This is a genomic window from Paraburkholderia sp. SIMBA_027, from assembly GCF_046535315.1.
In the GTDB taxonomy this organism is placed as follows: Bacteria; Pseudomonadota; Gammaproteobacteria; order Burkholderiales; family Burkholderiaceae; genus Paraburkholderia; species Paraburkholderia tropica.
Genome location: NZ_JAWRWY010000772.1, coordinates 1 through 265 on the forward strand (window position 1 = coordinate 1; position 265 = coordinate 265).

General features: G+C 54.7%; 1 protein-coding gene. It reads right to left on the minus strand.

Annotated features, from left to right (window positions below; genetic code table 11):
• A partial coding sequence (locus tag SB764_RS41145) for a class I tRNA ligase family protein (protein ID WP_410866917.1) occupies positions 1–229 on the minus strand: 229 nt, incomplete at its 3' end.
• Between the last annotated feature and the right edge of the window lie 36 nt (positions 230–265).

Consider the following 265-nt stretch of genomic DNA (forward strand, 5'->3'; position numbering starts at 1 on the left):
GGTGCAGAACGTTGTATCCACGGGCGCGCTTGTAGCGGGCAACCACGTCGCCCATGGCATAATTGCGAACGTGGCCCATGTGGATGCGGCCCGATGGATAGGGAAACATTTCGAGGACGTAGTATTTCTCGCGCGGATCGGCATTATCGGTCTCGAAGACCTTTGCCTCGTTCCATTTTTGCTGCCAGCGAGGCTCGGCGTCGCGCGGATTATAACGTTCGGTAGCCATAGTATTCAAATTTCCGGAAAATCAGGGGAAGTTGGT